Annotated in this window: 15 protein-coding genes; 9 read left to right on the top strand and 6 right to left on the bottom strand. The window is 63.9% G+C overall.

The genetic code is table 11. The features are described 5' to 3' along the window. The first annotated feature begins 75 nt into the window (after nt 1-75). Nucleotides 76-1125, top strand: coding sequence for an aldo/keto reductase (locus tag X726_RS160810; RefSeq protein WP_023668653.1), 1050 nt, complete (start codon nt 76-78; stop codon nt 1123-1125). 51 nt (nt 1126-1176) lie between these two features. On the opposite strand, the gene X726_RS160815 is transcribed toward X726_RS160810, so the two are convergent. After that, nucleotides 1177-2085, bottom strand: a complete 909-nt coding sequence (locus X726_RS160815; protein WP_023668652.1) for a LysR family transcriptional regulator — start codon at nt 2083-2085, stop codon at nt 1177-1179. A gap of 127 nt (nt 2086-2212) precedes the next feature. Here X726_RS160815 and X726_RS160820 point away from each other — a divergent pair, with 127 nt between their 5' ends. Both X726_RS160820 and X726_RS160825 read left to right on the top strand, forming a co-directional pair. Continuing rightward, nucleotides 2213-3352 carry an MFS transporter gene (locus tag X726_RS160820; protein WP_023668651.1) on the top strand — a complete coding sequence of 380 codons (1140 nt, stop codon included), beginning with the start codon at nt 2213-2215 and terminating at the stop codon, nt 3350-3352. Nucleotides 3353-3396: 44 nt separating this feature from the next. Then, nucleotides 3397-4431 carry an aldo/keto reductase gene (locus tag X726_RS160825; RefSeq protein ID WP_023668650.1) on the top strand — a complete coding sequence of 345 codons (1035 nt, stop codon included), beginning with the start codon at nt 3397-3399 and terminating at the stop codon, nt 4429-4431. 59 nt (nt 4432-4490) lie between these two features. Here X726_RS160825 and X726_RS160830 read toward each other — a convergent pair whose 3' ends face one another. Next, on the bottom strand, nt 4491-4763 hold the full coding sequence (locus tag X726_RS160830; RefSeq protein WP_023668649.1) for an usg protein: 273 nt from the start codon (nt 4761-4763) through the stop codon (nt 4491-4493). Nucleotides 4764-5067: 304 nt separating this feature from the next. On the opposite strand from X726_RS160830, the gene acs reads away from it, so the two are divergent. Both acs and X726_RS160840 read left to right on the top strand, forming a co-directional pair. After that, nucleotides 5068-7023 carry an acetate--CoA ligase gene (acs, locus tag X726_RS160835; RefSeq protein WP_023668648.1) on the top strand — a complete coding sequence of 652 codons (1956 nt, stop codon included), beginning with the start codon at nt 5068-5070 and terminating at the stop codon, nt 7021-7023. Nucleotides 7024-7032: 9 nt separating this feature from the next. Further along, a complete protein-coding gene (locus X726_RS160840) occupies nt 7033-7770 on the top strand; it encodes an MOSC domain-containing protein (protein ID WP_023668647.1) in 738 nt (245 codons plus the stop codon). 66 nt (nt 7771-7836) lie between these two features. On the opposite strand, the gene X726_RS160845 is transcribed toward X726_RS160840, so the two are convergent. Together X726_RS160845 and X726_RS160850 are read right to left on the bottom strand one after the other, a co-directional pair. Continuing rightward, nucleotides 7837-9105, bottom strand: a complete 1269-nt coding sequence (locus X726_RS160845) for a cyclopropane-fatty-acyl-phospholipid synthase family protein (RefSeq protein WP_023668646.1) — start codon at nt 9103-9105, stop codon at nt 7837-7839. A gap of 387 nt (nt 9106-9492) precedes the next feature. Beyond that, entirely contained in the window at nt 9493-10362 is an 870-nt protein-coding gene (locus tag X726_RS160850; RefSeq protein WP_023668645.1) for a transglutaminase family protein, read from the bottom strand. A 179-nt stretch (nt 10363-10541) separates the two neighbouring features. On the opposite strand from X726_RS160850, the gene X726_RS160855 reads away from it, so the two are divergent. Then, on the top strand, nt 10542-11207 hold the full coding sequence (locus X726_RS160855; protein ID WP_023668644.1) for an HAD-IA family hydrolase: 666 nt from the start codon (nt 10542-10544) through the stop codon (nt 11205-11207). A 111-nt stretch (nt 11208-11318) separates the two neighbouring features. Here the strand turns inward: X726_RS160855 and X726_RS160860 are convergent, their stop codons facing one another. Beyond that, complete coding sequence (locus tag X726_RS160860; RefSeq protein WP_023668643.1) at nt 11319-11525, bottom strand: DUF1674 domain-containing protein; 207 nt, start codon at nt 11523-11525, stop codon at nt 11319-11321. A gap of 105 nt (nt 11526-11630) precedes the next feature. Between X726_RS160860 and htpX the strand changes: the two genes are divergently transcribed. Next, on the top strand, nt 11631-12656 hold the full coding sequence (htpX, locus tag X726_RS160865) for a zinc metalloprotease HtpX (protein WP_023668642.1): 1026 nt from the start codon (nt 11631-11633) through the stop codon (nt 12654-12656). Then, nucleotides 12653-14032, top strand: a complete 1380-nt coding sequence (locus X726_RS160870; RefSeq protein WP_245272077.1) for an RsmB/NOP family class I SAM-dependent RNA methyltransferase — start codon at nt 12653-12655, stop codon at nt 14030-14032. Before htpX ends, X726_RS160870 begins: the two co-directional genes overlap by 4 nt. A 19-nt stretch (nt 14033-14051) precedes the next feature. On the opposite strand, the gene X726_RS160875 is transcribed toward X726_RS160870, so the two are convergent. Further along, a complete protein-coding gene (locus X726_RS160875; RefSeq protein WP_023668640.1) occupies nt 14052-14990 on the bottom strand; it encodes a phytanoyl-CoA dioxygenase family protein in 939 nt (312 codons plus the stop codon). 93 nt (nt 14991-15083) lie between these two features. On the opposite strand from X726_RS160875, the gene X726_RS160880 reads away from it, so the two are divergent. Continuing rightward, nucleotides 15084-15923 (top strand): AraC family transcriptional regulator, encoded by an 840-nt coding sequence (locus tag X726_RS160880; protein WP_023668639.1) that lies wholly within the window; start codon nt 15084-15086, stop codon nt 15921-15923. Nucleotides 15924-15966 lie beyond the last annotated feature (43 nt).

Raw genomic sequence — 15966 nt, 5'->3', positions numbered from 1 at the left:
TTGTGCCACCACTGGAAACGAAACGCACCGTTCCTATTTGCATGGCGTCATCACACATCTGCTGGAGCCGCCACCATGCGCTACAATCAACTCGGAAATACGGGGATGTTCGTTTCCGAACTGTGCCTCGGCACCATGACCTTCGGCGCCGCCGGCGAGAATGCCCAATGGGGCCTGATCGCCAGCCTCGACCAGAAGGGCGTCAACGACATCGTTGCCCGTTCCATCGCCGCCGGCGTCAATTTCTTCGACACGGCCGACGTCTATTCATTCGGCCAGTCCGAACGCCTGCTTGGCCAGTCGCTCAAGGATCTTGGCGTCAAACGCTCGGACGTCGTCATTGCCACCAAGGTGCATGGCGCCATGGGCCAGGGCCCGAACGAGCGCGGCTCTTCGCGCGGCCACATCATGGATTCGGTCGAGGGCAGCCTGGAGCGGCTGCAGCTAGACCATATCGATCTCTACCAGCTGCACGGCACCGACACCGTGACGCCAGTCGACGAGACGCTGCGGGCGCTCGACGATCTCGTTGCCAGCGGTAAGGTCCGCTATGTCGGCGTCTCCAACTGGGCGGCCTGGCGCATCGCCAAGGCGCTGGGCGTTGCCGAGCGCAAGGGATTTTCCCGCTTCGAGACCATCCAGTCCTATTACTCGATCGCCGGCCGCGACCTCGAGCGCGAGATCGTGCCGCTCATCAACGAGGAGAAGCTCGGCCTGATGGTCTGGTCGCCAATGGCCGGCGGCCTGCTGTCGGGCAAATACGGCCCCGGCGCGCCCGGCAATGGCGAAGGCCGCCGCGCCGCCTTCAACTTCCCGCCGGTCGATGAGGACCGCGCCTGGGCGGCTGTCGCCGTGATGCGCGAGATCGCCCAGAAGCACGGCGTCAGCGTCGCCACGGTGGCGCTCGGCTATGTCCTGGCCAAACCTTTCGTCATGAGCGTCATCATCGGCGCCAGCCGCATGGAGCAGCTCGAGCAGAACCTTGCCGCGGCCGAGGTGAAGCTCGACGCCGACGATCTCGCCAGACTGGATGAGGTCAGTGCGCTGCCGGCCGAATATCCCGGCTGGATGCTGGAGCGTCAGGGCGCCGGTCGCCGCCCGGCGCCGTTCACCCCGAAGAAATAGTCATCGCTGTCGCCTGATGCTTGGGGGGTCATCTGGCTCCCCAACGTCTTTTCAGCTCATCCGCACGCTCTCGACCAGAAAGTCGAGAAACGCCCGCACCCGTGCGGGCAAATGCCGGCCCTGGCCGACATAGACGGCGTGGGTAGGCTCCTCGTCCCCCGGATTGAAATCCTCCAGCAGCGCCGTCAGCCGCCCCGCCGCGATGTCATCGGCCACATGCCAGTGTGCCAGCCGGGCGATGCCGGCGCCGCCGACCGCCATCAACCGCATCGACTCGCCATCGCCGACCAGCGTGTTTCCGGTGATCGGCACCATGACGGCGTTCCCGGTTGCATCGACAAACGACCAGCCATCGACATGCCGGGCAAAGCCGAAAGCCATGCGATTGTGCCGGTCGAGATCTGCTGGAACCAGCGGCGTGCCATGCGTCTTGAGATAGGACGGTGCGGCAACGACCGTCATCCGGGTTTGCCCGAGCTTGCGCGCCACCAGCCGCGATTCGCCGAGCGGCCCGGCGCGGATGGCGACGTCGGCACGCTCAGCCATCAAATCGATGACGCTGTCGGTCAGCACCAGATCGACCGAAATCTCGGGATAGCGTTCGAGGAAATCAGGCAGCAGCGGGATCAGCCGATGCACCCCGAAGGGCACATAGGAGTTGACGCGCAGCCGTCCGCGCGGCGCGGCACCCACGGCCGCCTCGCGCTCGGCCGCCGCCATATCGGCCAGGATGCGCACCCCGCTGTCATAGAACGCCGTCCCTTCCGGCGTCAGCTGCAGCTTGCGCGTCGAGCGGGTGACCAGCCGCGCGCCGAGCCTTGCCTCCAGTCGCGCGATCAGCTTGCTCACCGCCGACGGTGTCATCCGCAGCGAACGAGCCGCAGCCGAGAAGCTGCCCGCCTCGACGACGCGGACGAACACTTCGATCTCGCCGGAACGGTTGATATCGGGTCTGGCCATCTGTGAATCTATTTCACGGGAAATATGCCCAAGGCAAGTCTGGTTCACAAGGCATGGCAACACGATCTCTGCGGTCGGGGCGCGGGTCTGGACAGCGCGCTCGTTCGAGTTCGAACTGGAAACCGCCATGCCTCTTGCCCTCTACGCCCTCGCTGCCGGCGCCTTCGGCATCGGTGTCACCGAATTCGTCATCATGGGGCTGCTGATCGATGTCAGCAAAGATCTCGGAGTCTCGATCTCGGCCGCCGGCCAGTTGATTTCGGGCTACGCGTTGGGCGTCGTCATCGGCGCGCCGCTTTTGACCATCGCCACCGGCAACTGGCCCCGCAAGACCGTCCTTCTGGCCCTTATGGCGATCTTCACGCTCGGCAACCTCGCCTGTGCGATCGCCCCCGACTACTGGACGCTGATGGGCGCCCGCATCATCACCGCCTTTGCCCATGGCACTTTCTTTGGCGTCGGCTCGATGGTCGCCACCGGCCTGGTCGCGCCCAACAAGAAAGCCTCGGCGATCGCGCTGATGTTCACCGGCCTGACTATCGCCAACATCCTCGGCGTGCCCTTCGGCACCTGGCTCGGCCAGACCTTCGGCTGGCGCGCCACCTTCTGGGCCGTAACCCTGGTCGGCTTGGCAGCCTTTGCCGTCATCCTGCTTCTGGTGCCGCGCAGCAAGGAAGCGCCCGAGAAGACCAATCTGCGCGCCGACCTCGCCGTGCTGCGCCGCACGCCGGTGCTGCTCGGCCTCAGATCGGAAGAGCACACGTCTNCCGAGATCACCGGTTTTGGGGAAGCCGCCGTGTCGCCGATCCTGCTCGTCTTCGGCGGCGGTCTTATCGCCGGCAATCTGCTTGGCGGCAAGGTCGCCGACCGCTGGTTGGTGCCGACTGTGCTCGGCAGCCTCGTGGTGCTGGCGTTGGTGCTGGCCACCATGACCTTCGCCGTCCACAGCCAAATCCTGGCCGTCATCTATGTCGGCCTGCTTGGTGCCGCCGCCTTCGCCACCGTGGCGCCGCTGCAGATGTGGGTGCTGGAAAAGGCGCAAGGCGCGGGCCAGAGCCTCGCCTCGTCCTTCAACATCGCCGCCTTCAACCTCGGCAATGCCGCCGGCGCTTGGCTTGGCGGCGCGGTGATTGCCCATGGCCTCGGCCTCGGCTCACTAACCTGGATCGCCGCTTTGCTGCCGGTCGCGGCTCTTGGCGTCGCTGCCCTGGCGCTGCGCCTCGATCGCGCCCCCACAATCGGGGCGCCGGTCTGCGCCCAGTCATGAGCATCACGCGCAAATCCTTCTTCGACATCATCAAGGAGCATAAAATGGATTATCGACGTCTCGGCGCATCGGGCCTGAAAGTGCCTGCACTCTCTTTCGGCGCCGGCACTTTCGGCGGCTCCGGGCCGCTGTTCGGGGCCTGGGGCAGCAGCGACGCCAAGGAAGCGCGGCGGCTGATCGACATCTGCCTCGAGGCCGGCGTCAATTTGTTCGACACCGCCGATGTCTATTCGAATGGCGCCTCCGAGGAAGTGCTTGGCGAAGCCATCAAAGGCCGCCGCGACGCGGTGCTGATCTCGACCAAGACCTCGCTGCCGATGGGCGACAGACCGGCCGAATACGGCTCGTCGCGCTCGCGGCTGATCAAGGCCGTGGACGCGTCCCTGAAGCGCATGGGCACCGATTACATCGACCTGCTGCAGCTGCACGCGTTTGATGCCGGCACGCCGATCGAGGAGGTGTTGTCGACGCTGGACGATCTCGTGCGCGCCGGCAAGCTGCGCTATGTCGGCGTCTCCAACTTCTCCGGCTGGCAACTGATGAAGTCGCTGGCCGAGGCCGACAAGCATGGCTACCCGCGTTATGCCGTACACCAGGTCTACTATTCGCTGGTCGGCCGCGACTATGAGTGGGAGCTGATGCCGCTCGGCCTCGACCAGGGCATCGGCGCGCTGGTGTGGAGCCCGCTCGGCTGGGGCCGCCTGACCGGCAAGATCCGCCGCGGCCAGCCCCTGCCGGAAAAGAGCCGGCTGCACGACACCGCCGATTTCGGCCCGCCGGTCGCGGACGAACATCTCTACCGGGTCATGGATGCGCTTGATGCGATGGCTGAAGAGACCGGCAAGACCGTGCCGCAGATCGCCATCAACTGGCTGTTGCGGCGCCCGACCGTGTCCTCCGTCATCATCGGCGCCCGCAACGAGGAACAGCTGCGCCAGAACCTCGGCGCCGTCGGCTGGGCATTGACGCCGGAGCAGGTCAAAAAGCTCGACAAGGCAAGCGAAGTGACCGCGCCCTACCCGTACTTCCCCTATCACCGCCAGGAAGGTTTCGCCCGGCTGAACCCGCCTGCGGTGTGATCGCCGACGTTGAAGCTGCCAATCTCCCCCCTCGCGGGGGAGATCAGCTATACTGCCGCTCAGTGCAGCACGAACTCCCCATCCACCTTCCGCCATTCGTTCGGCGCGATCAGCTTCTGGTGCGTGTAGCTGATCGAATGCAGCGGCCCGTCGAGCCTGGCCTTCCAGAACTCGATGAACTTGATCAGCACCGGAAACTTCGGCGCCAGATCGTAATCCTGCCAGATGAAGCTCTGCAGCAGATGCGGGTGGTCGGGAAAATGGTACAGAATCTTGGCCGTGGTCAGGCCATACCCCTTGAGCATCAGGTCCATTTCGGAATGATCGCGCATGACAGCCCCTTGGCCTAGTTGATTCTCCATTCCTCCCAACACCGAATTGTGCGCGCCGTTCCTTAACTGTCTATGATTTTCCTGATCCCAGTCGGGTTTTATGCACGAAAACATGCAGTTAGCAGCGACCGCTGCCGAGTGCTGATACAACCGAAACGGGAGCTGCGGCATCCCGCCACGCGAATCCAACGTCTAATGTTGCCGTCAGCGCGGAACTGTTAATAATGCCGCCGAATTCGCGGCTGCGTCGCCGTGATACTGGCTGTGGTCAAGCCGGTGGCCTGGTTTGGGAGGAAGTGAAGACATGTCCGAGGTGAAGATCCACCGCGTCCAGCCGGCGTGGAAGAAGAAGGCGCTGATCGACAACGACACCTACCTCAAATGGTATGCCGACAGCGTGAAGAATCCGGACAAGTTCTGGGGCAAGCACGGCAAGCGCATCGACTGGTTCAAGCCGTTCAGCAAGGTCAAGAACACCTCCTTCGAGGGCAAGGTCTCGATCAAATGGTTTGAGGACGGCGAAACCAACGTCTCCTACAACTGCATCGACCGCCATTTGAAGAAGCGCGGCAACCAGACAGCCATCATCTGGGAAGGCGACAATCCCTACGACGACAAGAAGATCACCTATAACGAGCTCTACGAGCATGTCTGCCGGCTCGCCAATGTGATGAAGAAGCACGGCGTCAGGAAGGGCGACCGCGTCACCATCTACATGCCGATGATCCCGGAAGCGGCCTACGCGATGCTGGCTTGCACCCGCATCGGCGCCATCCACTCGATCGTCTTCGGCGGCTTTTCACCGGACGCGCTGGCCGGCCGCATCGATGACTGCAAGTCGACCTTCGTCATCACGGCCGACGAGGGCCTGCGCGGCGGCAAGCCGATCCCGCTGAAGGAAAACACCGACAGAGCGATCGAAATCGCCGCCAAGGCCGGCACCAAGGTCGATAAGGTGGTCGTCGTGCGCCGCACCGGCGGCAAGACCGGCTGGGTTCAGGGACGCGACATCTGGTACCATGACGAGATCGCCACGGTGAAAGGCGACTGCAAGCCGGAGAAGATGAAGGCCGAGGATCCGCTGTTCATCCTCTATACCTCAGGCTCGACCGGCAAGCCGAAGGGCGTGCTGCACACCACCGCCGGCTATCTCGTCTATGTCTCGATGACCCACCAATATGTCTTCGACTACCATGATGGCGATATCTACTGGTGCACCGCCGATGTCGGTTGGGTCACCGGCCACAGCTACATCGTCTATGGCCCGCTCGCCAACGGCGCCACCACGCTGATGTTCGAGGGCGTGCCGAATTACCCCTCGCAGTCGCGCTTCTGGGAAGTCATCGACAAGCACAAGGTCAACATCTTCTACACTGCGCCGACGGCACTGCGCGCGCTGATGGGCGCCGGCGACGAACCGGTGAAGAAGACCTCGCGCAAGTCGCTGCGCGTGCTGGGCTCAGTCGGCGAACCGATCAATCCGGAAGCCTGGGAGTGGTATTTCAACATCGTCGGCAACGGCAAGGTGCCGATCGTCGACACATGGTGGCAGACCGAGACCGGCGGCATCCTGATCACGCCGCTGCCCGGCGCCACCGACCTCAAGGCTGGTTCGGCGACGCGGCCCTTCTTCGGCATCAGGCCGCAGCTGGTCGACGGCGAAGGTAGGGTGCTGGAAGGGGCGGCCGACGGCAATCTCTGCATCGCCGATTCCTGGCCCGGCCAGATGCGCACCGTCTATGGCGATCATGACCGCTTCGTGCAGACCTATTTCTCCACCTACAAGGGCAAATACTTCACCGGTGACGGCTGTCGCCGCGACGCCGATGGCTATTACTGGATCACTGGCCGCGTCGACGACGTCATCAACGTTTCCGGCCACCGCATGGGAACGGCCGAGGTCGAATCGGCGCTCGTCAGCCATGAGAAGGTGTCGGAAGCAGCTGTCGTCGGCTATCCCCACGACATCAAGGGCCAGGGCATCTACAGCTACGTTACCTTGATGAAAGGCGTGGAGCCGAGCGAGGAACTGCGCAAGGAGCTTGTCGCCCATGTCCGCAAGGAGATCGGCGCAATCGCCTCGCCCGACAAGCTGCAGTTCGCGCCCGGACTGCCGAAAACCCGCTCCGGCAAGATCATGCGCCGTATCCTGCGCAAGATCGCCGAGGACGATTTTTCCGCGCTCGGCGATACCTCGACACTGGCCGATCCGGCCGTGGTCGATGATCTGATCGCCAACCGCCAGAACAAGAAGGGCTGAGGGGATTTGATGGCTGCACTGGGCGCAGTCACGGAGCTCTGGCGTTACCCCGCAAGTTCGCTTGCCGGCGAACGCCAGGACGCCATTTCGGTCGGCCTTGAAACCATCGACGGCGACCGGCTGTTCGGCCTTGTCGATGTCTCGGACAATGAGATCGCGCGGCCCGACCGCGACGCCAAGTGGCACAAGGTGCCGCGCATCCGCACCCGGCTGAGCAAGGACCGCAAGCTGGAGATCGCCGTTCCCGACGGCGACTGGCTGGCAGTGCCGGGTGTGGAATGCGACCAAGCCATCTCGGCCTATCTCGGCTTCGCCGCCTCGATCCGGCCGTTCAGCCAGGACAACGCCCCCGGCTACACCGGCCCGCTCACCGCGGCGCGCTACCGCAAAGCGCCGATCCATCTCTTGACCACCGCATCGCTGGCGCGGCTCAAGGCGCTGCACCCCGAAGGCATTCCCGATCCGCGCCGCTTCCGCCCCAACATTGTCGTCGACATGGCGGCGGTCGAGAGCTCGTTTCCCGAGACCGAATGGATTGGCCGCAAGCTTGCCATCGGCGACCTGCTGGTGACCGTCTCGGAGCCGTGCCGCCGCTGCGGCTTCACCATCATCAGCCAGGACGGCTTCGACCACGATCCCGGCATCCTGCGCAATCTGGTCCGCCACAACGCGCACAATCTTGGCGTCTATTGCACTGTGGACAGGCCTGCCCGCGTCGAGATCGGCGCGCCGATGCGGTTCGTGTAGGCCTCTACCGCGAGGCAGCGAATCGCAGACCTTGGAAAGCGTGGGGTTCGGCCCCGAATCCTATCTCTACCGATACAGATCCGCCCGTGTCGGCGGCAGCCCGCTCGGCCCGCGTGCGCGTTTGGTGACGACGGTCTGAAAAATCTGCGCCGAGGCGCGCTCGAAGGTGATCGAGCAGCCGGTGAGATAAAGCAGCCACAGCCGTGCCTTGGCCTCGCCGACTTCGGCGACCGCCTCGTCGAAGCGAGCCTGTAGCCGCTCGGCCCACAGCCGGCAGGTGCGCGCATAGTGCTCGCGCAGATTCTCGACGTCGTAGACCAGGAAGCCATGCGCCTCCAGATTGCCCAGCGTCATGCCGATCGTGTCGAGTTCGCCGCCTGGGAAAATGTATTTGAGCAGCGCCTTGAACTCCGGCCCCTTGCGCAAGGTTTTCTTCAAGTCGCCCTTGCTGCGCCTGGTGATGGCGTGGTGCAGATAGATGCCGCCGGGCTTCAGCAAGCGATGGATGGTCTTGAAATAGGTGGCGTGGTTGGCGAGGCCGAGATGCTCGAACATGCCGATCGACGATATCTTGTCGAAGGAGCCTTTGAGCTCCGCATAGGATTTGATCTCGATGGTGATGCGGTCCTGCAGCCCTTCGGCGCGGATGCGCTCGCGGGCGAGATCGGTCTGCGCCTGCGACAGCGACACGCCATGGCCGACGACGCCGTAATTTTTGGCCGCATGGATCAGCATGGCACCCCAGCCGCAGCCGATGTCCAGCAGCTTTTCGCCCGGCTTCAGCCTGAGCTTGCGGCAGATATGGTCGAGCTTGTCGGCCTGCGCCTGGTCGATGCCATCGGCGAAATCCGTGAAATAGCCGCAGCTGTAGACCATGCGCTCGTCGAGGAAGAGCCGGTAAAAGGCATTCGAAATGTCGTAGTGATGCTGGATCGCCTCCTGGCTCGACCCGCTGACATAGGGGTTGCGACCCGACAGATCGGTGCGTGCACTCATCTGCTTGCGTGACAGGAGCACCGCCGGCAGGTCGCGCAGGATCGCCAGCTTCGGCAGCGACTTGAGCTTGGTCCTGAGCTTGCCTTGCGACGGCAGTGCGTAGAAATCGAAAATCGTCCCGTCTTCGATGTCTATCGTCTTGGAGATCCACATCTCGATCAGCGTCGACAGTGATGGCCGCTTCACCACCTGCCAGACGATGTCCTGGTCGTTGATGGTGAGCACGGGCCCGATGGCGGGACCGATCCGCTCGCCGGTCCACAGCTTGACCGCAAAACCCGGCTTCAGCGTTTCGATCACCGTTCGCACGATGCGCGCGGCCTTCTCGGCTGCCTCCATGGCCATCCTCCCGAGTCCTGACAATCCACCTTGCATGGATTTTGCCCGCCCTCGCGGCTCTTCGCAACCCGGCGCAAAAGGCGGCTCGCCAGCTATTTCAAATCGGCATCTTGTTTTTTGCTGCAACGCACCCCATCATCTGTACGTGTTCAACAAATCGAAAGGAGGTGATCCGATGTCGAGTGATTTCGTTTTCCAGAACGTGGCCTCAGCGGATTGCACTTTCGGGAAGCAGTCTTCCCGTTAAGGCGCGATAAGCGCGGCGGGTGACCTCGGTCGCCGCCATTGGCCGCGCCACGGACGGAAACACGGAAGGCCGCCGGCTTCGTCAAGAAGCGGCGGCCTTTTCCATTTCCGGATTGTGTGTCGAAGCGGATCAGAATCCGGTCACGCCAGCATCCGCGCGCTGACCGTCTTGTCGACGCCGTGATAGGGCGGATTGAACAGATTGCCTTCCTGCTCGTAGGTCCAGACCTTGAACAGCGAGAGTTGGTGCGGGCCGAAGCTGTGCAGCAGCGGCACATCCGTGGCATCACGACCGCGCGCGATGACGACGCGGCCTATCCTCGGACGATTATGACGGGGGTCGAACGTGTACCATTTGCCGTCGAGGAACACTTCCGTCCAGGCCGAAAAGTCCATCGGCGCCGGGTCGGCCGGTACGCCGATGTCGCCGAGATAACCGTTCACATAGCGGGCCGGGATGTTCATGCAGCGGCAGAGCGTGATCGCCAGATGGGCGAAGTCGCGGCATACACCAACCTGCTCCTCATGCGCTTGGGCTGCGGTGCGCGTCGACCGCGCATAGCCATAGCCGAAGGACAGCCGGTTGTGGACATAGTCGACGATCGCCTGCACCCGCGCCCAGCCGGAGGGAACATGGCCGAAAAGCTGCCAGGCCAGACTGCTCAGATGATCGGTCTCGCAATAGCGGCTGCCGAGGAGGTAGCCGAGCACATCGTCCGGCAGTTCCGCCACCGGCACTTCCCTGGCCAGCGTGTTGACCGCGTCAGGCTCGCCGCTGTCCTCGACGGCTGCGTCATAGAGAATGCGGAAACTGCCGGCGGGTACGGTGAAGCGGCGGCAGGTATTGCCGAACAGATCGTGATAGACCTTGCTCGGCACTGAAGGCGACGTCAGCACGCGCGTCTGCCGTTTGATGTCGGCCTGACGATCCCTGTGGATATCAAGCAGCGAGATGACCGGCGTGGCGCCGACGCATTCAATGGCGATTTCGTAGCCGAGCCGGATCAGCACAATGATTGCCCCTTCGATCCCGTGGAAAACAGTATGCTCAAAACGCCAGAGGCGGGACCATGGTTCCCTGGAACTATCGAAAAGGCTCTCCCGCGGCTTCCCAGGCAGGCGTGGCGACGTTACGGTCGCACGACATGTTTCGACCCTCCCGAAACGATCCCTAACCCCGTGGAAATCTGATGTTTGCAGGCAGAAAATTCGCCGCGTTCCTGTTCGATATGGATGGCACGGTGCTCAATTCGATCGCCTCGGCCGAGCGCGTCTGGGCGGCGTGGGCGCTTAAGCACGGTCTCGACGTCGAAGCCTTCCTGCCGACGATCCATGGCGTGCGGGCGGTCGAGACCATCACCAGGCTGGCGCTTCCCGGCGTCGACCCTGTTCATGAGGCGTTTGTGCTGTTGCAGGCCGAGTCGGACGATGTCGAAGGCGTGCTGCCGATCGCCGGCGCAGTACGGTTTCTCAACGCGCTGCCGGCCGAGCGCTGGGCGATCGTCACCTCCGCGCCGCGCCCGTTGGCGCTGCTGCGCATGCGGGCCGCCGGCATCCCGGTTCCCGCCTTGGTGGTCGCGGCCGAGGATGTGTCGCACGGCAAGCCGGCGCCCGACTGTTTCCTGCTGGCGGCAAAGCGGCTCGGCGTCGACATCGGCGACTGCCTGGTCTTCGAGGACGCACCGGCCGGCATCGCGGCGGCGGAAGCAGCGGGAGCGTCGGTGATGGTGATCAGCGCCACTCACCAGCATCCAATGACGACTCAGCACAACTCGATTGGCGGCTACGAAACCGTCTCCATCGCGATCGATGACAGCGGCTGGATGACGTTGGGGGCACAGCGCAGCGCGGCTTAGGACAAGGCTCGGATATGTCGCGAACCGGAACGGAGCGGACTCGGCCCGTGAGTACCGGAAGCGCAGGAACCGGTTGTTCGCAGGCCGGCATCACCTGAATCCCGCATATCCTTAGAAGTCCGTAGCCAGGCCCTTCACTTCCCAGTCGCCGTAGCGGCCGGGTTCCTTGCCGCCGCGGCCGCCGATTTCCTTCGGCAACGCAGCTTCCTTCTGGCGATACGCTTCACGGCGCGCCTCGGCTTCAGCCAGCGCTCGGCTGGCCGCCGGCGTCAGGTCCTTCTCCCGGTCGGCATCAGCTTTGCTGGGTTGGTCGGTCATGCGATAGTCCGGGCGGATTGAAACCAAGGGCGGCGTTTCCCATCATATAGCCATGAGTTCACCCCGATCGACCTTTTTTTGCCACGGCCGCACAGGGAGCAGATGATGAGCACGCTACGCACCACCATGCTTCTGGCCGCGATGACGGCGCTGTTCATGGGCGTCGGTTTTCTGATCGGCGGCACCGGCGGCATGATGATCGCCTTCCTGGTCGCCGCGGGCACCAATCTGTTCAGCTACTGGAATGCCGACAAGATGGTGCTGTCGATGAACCACGCCGTCGAGGTCGATGCCAGGAACGCGCCCGAATTCCACGCCATCGTCGAGGCGTTGGCCAAGCAGGCCGGCCTGCCGATGCCCAAGACCTATCTGATCGACAATCCGCAGCCGAACGCCTTCGCCACCGGCCGAAATCCCGAGAACGCCGCGGTCGCGGCCTCAACCGGGCTGCTGGAGCGCCTTTCGCATGAGGAGGTGGCGGCAGTCATGGCGCATGAGCTGGCCCACATCCAGCATCGCGACACGCTGACCATGACCATTGTCGCGACACTCGCCGGCGCCATCTCGATGCTCGGCAATTTCGCCTTCTTCTTCGGCGGCAGCCGCGACAACAACAACCCGTTCGGCTTTGTCGGCGTGCTGGTGGCGATGCTGGTCGCGCCCTTCGCCGCCATGATCGTGCAGATGGCGGTCAGCCGCACCCGCGAATACGAGGCCGACCGGCGCGGCGCCGAAATCGTTGGAAATCCGCTTTGGCTGGCATCAGCGCTTGACAAGATCGCCCGCGGCGCCGAACGCATCCGCAACCCGGATGCCGAACGCAATCCCGCGACCGCGCATCTCTTCATCATCAATCCCCTTCACGGCGAGCGCATGGACAGCCTGTTTTCGACCCACCCGAATACCGACAACCGCATCGCCGCGCTGCAGGCGATGGCGCGCGACATGGCAGGCCGCCAGCCGGCGCCGCGCCAAGCGCCGACGCCCGGGCAAACAGAAGAATTCCCGGCCGATGTCGAGCAAGGCCCGTGGGGCAAGGCAGCACAACCCACGCCGCCGACCAAACCGGCCAAGCCGAAAGCCAATCCGTGGGGCCGCAACCCGACCGGACCCAAAGGTCCGTGGTCGTGAGCGGCGCCAGACCCCGGCCCGCACATTCAGGCGTTCGCGAAAACAGCTCGGACGAATTCGTCGCCGGCCTCGCCGCGCGCAAGGCAGCGGCGCGGCTCCTGGCCGCCGTTATCGACGCCAAAACGCCGCTCGACGGGCTGACGGACCACGAGAACGGCCATCCGCAATACAAGGTGCTCGACCTGCGCGACCGCGGCCTGGTGCGCGCCATACTGGTGACCGCGCTGCGCTACCGCATGACCATTGCCGGGCTCCTCGCCCGCCGCCTTGAAAAGCCGCTGCCGCCCAACGCCACAGCTTTGTCGCACATCCTGCATGTTGCGGCGGCGCAGATCCTGTTCCTCGACATCCCCGACAGCGCCGCCGTCGATTTGGCTGTGACCCACGCCAAGTCGGACCCACGCACGCAGCGCTTTTCCGGCCTCGTTAATGGCGTGCTGCGCACTTTGGTGCGCGCCAAGGAGACCGAACTGCCGGCAGCTCTTGCCGCCACCGACGAGGCGCCAAAATGGTTCTCCGACCGGCTGAAGGCCGCCTATGGCGCCGAGATGACCAGACAGATCCTGGCGGCGCATCGCGTTGAGGCGCCGGTCGATTTCACGGTCAAGGCCGATCCCGAATTGTGGGCCGAAAAGTTCGGCGGCATCGTGCTGCCGACCGGCACGGTGCGAGTGGAAAAGCTCAGCGCGTCCGTCACCGAACTGCCGGGCTTCAGCGAAGGCGCATGGTGGGTCCAGGACGCCGCCGCCAGTTTTCCGGCGCGGCTGTTCGGCGATGTCAAAGGATTACGCGTCGCCGACCTCTGCGCCGCCCCCGGCGGCAAGACCGCTCAGCTTATCCTTGCCGGCGCCAAAGTCACCGCCTTGGACACCTCGAAGAACCGGCTGGCGCGGCTGACGCAGAACCTCGAACGGCTTGGGCTGTCCGCCGAGATCGTGCAGGCCGATCTGCTGAAATACCAGCCGGCGGAGCTTTTCGACGCCGTCCTGCTCGACGCGCCCTGCTCTTCCACCGGCACGGTTCGGCGCCACCCGGACGTGCCATGGACCAAGACGGTAGCCGACGTCGAAAAGCTAGCCGATCTGCAAGCAAAGCTGCTCGCCCGCGCCGTCACTTTGGTCAAACCGGGCGGCCGGATTGTTTTTTCCAACTGTTCGCTGGACCCGATCGAAGGCGAGGATCTGTATCGCGCCTTTCTGGCCGGCAACAAGACCGTCGCCGACGATCCGCTGCAGCCCGGCGAAATCGCCGGCATCGACGCCTTCCTGACCCCGCAAGGCACGCTGCGCACCACACCCGCCGATCTTGACCTTGGTTCGCCAGGGGTTTCCGGCCTGGACGGCTTCTTCGCCGCCCGCATGCGACGTCTGGCCTGACTCCGACGCGACGACATGCCTAAAGCATGTCGTTCAGACTCCAGTGCTTCCCCCACCTTGCATCGATCTCATCATCGACATTCTGGTAGCGGATATCGGTGGAGAGCCGGATACGCCCCTCCGCGCTCTGGTTGGTCGTCGAGGCGTGGATCATATAGGGCGAGTGGAGGACGACATCGCCGGCCTCGAAATCCGCGATCAGCCAGCGTGTATCGAACCGCTCCGCCATGTCGGGCAGGTCCTTCGACACCCAGCCGCCCTCGCTCATGTTCCTGTTGTAGGCGCTGATGCGCTCCTGCGGGCTCAGCCCGGCATTTTCCCTGGCGAACCGGGCCTCCATGTCGAGGCCGATGGCGTGCGATCCCTCGAGATAGACCAGGCCGCCCATGTCGACGGGAACGTCGCCGATCGGGATCCAGGCAGTGACGATGCGGCTGGTGCCGCCGCGCAGATAAACGAGGTCGTAATGCGCCGGCGTCGCCACGGTGGTGCCCGGTTGGGTGAAACGCATGATCTTGCGCTTGTGCAAATAGGACAGCCCGCCGACGAACGCATCCATTAGCCGGGCCATCAGGGGCTGTGCGCAGAACCCTTCATAGGCGGTGGAGCGAACCAGCGCCATCAACCGGCGATCGGCGAGCTGACGGTCGAACGTTCCGGCGGCCGCCGCCAGGCCAAGCGCGGGATCGGACCCGGGCTGCAGCAAGCCGGTGTCGGCCAGATACGAAAACACCCAGCCGCGAAAATCGATGACGTCGCGGCGCGGCAGCATACTTTTCAGCCAGACATAGCCTTGCTCGGCAAGGAGGCCGCGAATGGCATCGATGCCGACCCCGGCGTCGGTTGGCACGAGATGACCCAACCGGTTCGGCGCCATCGATAATGTCTTGCCGTTGGCGTTCAGATCGATTGACGCAACAGGAATCCGTCGTTGCGTGCCACCTGTTGAGCTTGACATTTCAGCCACCTGCGATTTTCCATCCTTAGCTGGAAATGCCATACTGTTCGCACGCTCGCCCATGGACGGAACGAAGCCATGGACTTTTCGCTCATGAACGATCACCCTTACGCGCTCTACAGATCCGCACCGGCCGCGGCCGGCGGCCTGTCGGTTACAGGGATTGGTCGGCATCGCGTCACGCAGGCGATCCAAGCGCGCAAATTGCCGGAATTCGCCGTGGTGCTGATTGAGGATGGTCAAGGCTGGCTTGAAACCAGGACAGCCGGCATGCAGACGATCCGAGCGCCGGCCCTGTTCTGGCTGCTTCCCGGGAGGATGCATTCCTACGGGCCGGATGCATCGGGATGGCTCGAACGCTGGGCGCTCTTCGACGGCGCCTTGATACGCGATTTCACCCGGCTGCGGCTGATCGCCGAGGACGCCCCTGTCGTCCCCTTGCGCGACCTCGGCAAAATGCAGCGGCTGTTCGACAGGCTGCATGGTGAGCTGTCGCTCGATACGATGCTGAGCCAGGCAGAAGCCGCCGCCACGATGCATCGCATCGTCGTGCGTGCTGCCCGCCAGGCAATGGATTGGAACAACCGTCAACGAAATCCCGGCTTCCAGCATGCCGACATGCAGCCCATCATCGACGAATTGCGCCGCTGCGCGTGCGACCCGGTCGATCTCGATGCCTTCGCCGCAAAATTCTCGATGTCGCCGGCAACCTTGCGGCGCAGATTTGCGCGGGCAGCCGGCATGTCGCCCAAGGCCTTCCAACTGCGCACGAGGCTCGACCGCGCCAAACAGATGCTGGCCGCCTCCGATTCGCCCATCGAGTCCATTGCGGCCGCCGTCGGCATCCACGACGCCTTCTATTTCTCCCGTCTGTTTCGCGACCGGGAAAACTGTTCGCCCAGCGAATTTCGGTCTCGCCACAACCGCAAGTGAGTGCCGGATTGCCGGGCTTAAACCCGCGAAGCGCTTGACTTTT

It is taken from the genome of Mesorhizobium sp. LSJC285A00 (assembly GCF_000503155.1).
Lineage (GTDB): Bacteria > Pseudomonadota > Alphaproteobacteria > Rhizobiales > Rhizobiaceae > Mesorhizobium.
Note: the sequence above shows the minus strand (reverse complement) of the source record. Positions and strands in the feature narration are given on the sequence as shown.

Coding starts and splice junctions, on each gene's coding strand:
- X726_RS160810 (WP_023668653.1), top strand. CDS start 76: ATGCGCTACAATCAACTCGGAAATACGGGGATGTTCGTTTCCGAACTG.
- X726_RS160815 (WP_023668652.1), bottom strand. CDS start 2,085: ATGGCCAGACCCGATATCAACCGTTCCGGCGAGATCGAAGTGTTCGTC.
- X726_RS160825 (WP_023668650.1), top strand. CDS start 3,397: ATGGATTATCGACGTCTCGGCGCATCGGGCCTGAAAGTGCCTGCACTC.
- X726_RS160830 (WP_023668649.1), bottom strand. CDS start 4,763: ATGCGCGATCATTCCGAAATGGACCTGATGCTCAAGGGGTATGGCCTG.
- acs (WP_023668648.1), top strand. CDS start 5,068: ATGTCCGAGGTGAAGATCCACCGCGTCCAGCCGGCGTGGAAGAAGAAG.
- X726_RS160840 (WP_023668647.1), top strand. CDS start 7,033: ATGGCTGCACTGGGCGCAGTCACGGAGCTCTGGCGTTACCCCGCAAGT.
- X726_RS160845 (WP_023668646.1), bottom strand. CDS start 9,105: ATGGAGGCAGCCGAGAAGGCCGCGCGCATCGTGCGAACGGTGATCGAA.
- X726_RS160855 (WP_023668644.1), top strand. CDS start 10,542: ATGTTTGCAGGCAGAAAATTCGCCGCGTTCCTGTTCGATATGGATGGC.
- X726_RS160860 (WP_023668643.1), bottom strand. CDS start 11,525: ATGACCGACCAACCCAGCAAAGCTGATGCCGACCGGGAGAAGGACCTG.
- htpX (WP_023668642.1), top strand. CDS start 11,631: ATGAGCACGCTACGCACCACCATGCTTCTGGCCGCGATGACGGCGCTG.
- X726_RS160875 (WP_023668640.1), bottom strand. CDS start 14,990: ATGTCAAGCTCAACAGGTGGCACGCAACGACGGATTCCTGTTGCGTCA.
- X726_RS160880 (WP_023668639.1), top strand. CDS start 15,084: ATGAACGATCACCCTTACGCGCTCTACAGATCCGCACCGGCCGCGGCC.